This is a genomic window from Pseudomonas sp. MD195_PC81_125, assembly GCF_014060985.1.
Lineage (GTDB): Bacteria > Pseudomonadota > Gammaproteobacteria > Pseudomonadales > Pseudomonadaceae > Aquipseudomonas > Aquipseudomonas parakoreensis.
The window spans coordinates 1-2,713 of the sequence record NZ_JABULD010000216.1; the positions used below are offsets into that span (position 1 = coordinate 1).

A 2,713-nucleotide genomic window follows, 5' to 3' on the forward strand; every position below is an offset into this window, starting at 1 on the left:
TGCGATCTTTTTGATCTTTGTTTTTGAACAATCAACGTCAAAAAGATCGCACCTGCGGCAGCTCCTACAGGTGCTTTAACTTCGTGCAAATCTCCAGCGATCCAGGCCGATCACCAGCAAGCCAATCAGCACAAACCCCACCAATATCCCCCCGGCATTGATGAACACCTGTGCATAACCGAGCAGCGCCACATCAATGAACGGATACGCATACGCACCGAGCAGATGCCCGCGCAGCAACGCGTAAATGAAATACACCAATGGGTAAATCAGCCACAGCGGCAGGTGCCAAAGGCGCAACGTGCCTTTGGGTACGCAAAACCACCAGTAGCCGAGAAACAGCAGCGGCATCACGTCGTGCAGCAGTTCGTCAGCGATAAACTGCCAGCCCTGCGGATGCCACAAATGCCGCAGCAGAATGCTGTAGGCGAGACCGACCACGGCGATGCTCACGGCAATCCCGCTGCTGACCCACGGCTGCAGAAACCAGCGTTGCGCGGCGGATTCACGCCGGGTAACCGCGCAGGTCAGCACGGCCGCCACCAGGGTGTTGGTCAATACGGTGAAGTAGCTGAAAAAACTCACCAGCCCGCCCAGCAGACTGGCGTCGACACTCAGCCGTGCGAGGAAAATCAGGTACAGCTGAATGCTCAGCCCGGCCCAACCGAGGCTGGCGATGACCGTGATCAGGCGTCGCCGCATAACGGCGTCCATCTCAGAGCGGTCGCTTGGTGCGCATCAGTTTCACGTACAAGCGCTCGACCTTCTCCCGTGCCCAAGGCGTTTTGCGCAGGAACGTCAGGCTCGACTTGATGCTCGGATCGCTCTTGAAGCAGCGGATATCGATACGCTCGGCCAACCCCGACCACTCGTAATGCGCCACCAGCGCATTGAGGATCTGTTCGAGGGTGACGCCATGCAGCGGATCAGGAGAGTGGTCGTTCATGCCAAGCCTTTGGACGGAGTGAAAATGCACAAGCCGCGCACCTTAGCCGAGGGGCCGGTCAGGTGGAAGGCCTAGCATCAAATGTAGGCCAACCGGAGAAGATCGCAGCCAGTGATCCGCGCCACAATGCGCCCGTTTGACGCACTGTTACCGAATCCGAAACGCTGCATGTCTGCAAAAGCCCTTTGTCTTTTTGTTACAGATCTTTATCCTGCCGCCCTTCAGCTGAATCGCTTCACTGCCTGCGTCAAATTGAAGCGCTCGGTTTACCCCCAGAAAACATCAAAAAAGACTGATCCATGCCTGATTTTTCCTTCTCCCGAGACAGCGCTATCTCAGCCCTGCGCCTGATCGGTGGCTGCACCGCGCTCGGCTTCGTCACCTGTGCCCAGGCGACCCCCGCCTTCGACAGCGACTCACCGTGGATGCTCGGTGACTGGAACGGCACCCGTAGCGAACTCGCGGAAAAAGGCTACGACTTCAAACTCGATTACACCGGCGAAATGGGCAGCAACCTGCACGGCGGCTATGACCACGATCACACCGCGCGCTACAGCGATCAGTTCGGTCTGGGCACGCACCTGAACCTGCAAAAAATCCTCGGCTGGGACGATGCCGAGTTTCAGCTGACCCTCACCAAGCGCAGCGGCAACAACATCAGCAACGACCGGATCAACGATCCACGCGTGGGCGGCTTCACTTCGGCTCAGGAAGTCTGGGGCCGTGGCCAGACCACGCGCCTGACGCAGATGTGGTACCAGCAGAAATTCTTCGACCAGAAGCTCGACATCAAGGTTGGCCGTTTCGGTGAAGGCGAAGACTTCAACAGCTTCGCGTGCGACTTCCAGAACCTGGCGTTCTGCGGTTCGCAGGTCGGCAACTGGGTCGGCGGCATCTGGTACAACTGGCCAGTCAGCCAGTGGGCGCTGCGGGTCAAATATCACCTGACCCCAGAGTTGTACGCGCAGGTCGGCGCTTACGAGCAGAACCCGTCGAACCTCGATCGCGGCAACGGTTTCAAACTCAGCGGCAGCGGCACCCAGGGCGCCGTGCTGCCGGTGGAGCTGGTGTGGACGCCAAAGCTCAATGGTCTGCCGGGCGAATACCGCGCCGGTTACTACTACAGCAGCGCCAAGGCCTCTGACGTCTATAAAGACCAGAACGGCCAGCCTGCCGCGCTGAGCGGCGAAGCCTACCGCAGCGCGTCGAGCAAACACGGCGTGTGGTTCGGCGCGCAGCAGCAAGTCACCAGCATTGCCAGCGATCATTCGCGCGGCTTGAGCGTGTTCGCCAACGCGACGATGCACGACAAGAAAACCAACGCGATCGACAACTACGTGCAGGCCGGCGTCGTCTACAAAGGCCCGTTCGATGCCCGCGCCAAGGACGACATCGGTTTCGCCCTGGCCCGCGTGCACGTCAACCCGGCCTTCCGCAAAAACGCCGAAGCGAGCAATCAGGCGCAGGCGGTCTACGACTACGACGACCCGTCCTTCCTGCCACCGCAGGACACCGAATACAGCGCCGAACTGTATTACGGCGTGCACCTCGCCAACTGGCTGACCGTGCGCCCTAACCTGCAGTACATCCGCCATCCCGGTGGCGTGAACGACGTCGATGACGCGCTGATCGCGGGGATCAAGATCCAGTCGTCGTTCTAAAAAACACTGAAGAAACCTGTGGGAGCTGGCTTGCCAGCGATGCGATTTCACATTCGCCATTATCGTCGCTGACACTCCGCCATCGCTGGCAAGCCAGCTCCCACAG

Annotated in this window: 3 protein-coding genes; 1 reads left to right on the plus strand and 2 read right to left on the minus strand. The window is 59.4% G+C overall.

All coding sequences use genetic code 11. From position 1 onward, the window contains the following. Window positions 1-75 precede the first annotated feature (75 nt). Entirely contained in the window at window positions 76-714 is a 639-nt protein-coding gene (locus HT737_RS09250; protein ID WP_182402308.1) for a Pr6Pr family membrane protein, read from the minus strand. Window position 715: 1 nt separating this feature from the next. Next, entirely contained in the window at window positions 716-946 is a 231-nt protein-coding gene (locus HT737_RS09255; RefSeq protein ID WP_041068262.1) for a VF530 family DNA-binding protein, read from the minus strand. Between the two features lie 299 nt (window positions 947-1,245). Here HT737_RS09255 and HT737_RS09260 point away from each other — a divergent pair, with 299 nt between their 5' ends. Further along, on the plus strand, window positions 1,246-2,607 hold the full coding sequence (locus tag HT737_RS09260) for a carbohydrate porin (RefSeq protein ID WP_182402310.1): 1,362 nt from the start codon (window positions 1,246-1,248) through the stop codon (window positions 2,605-2,607). Window positions 2,608-2,713 lie beyond the last annotated feature (106 nt).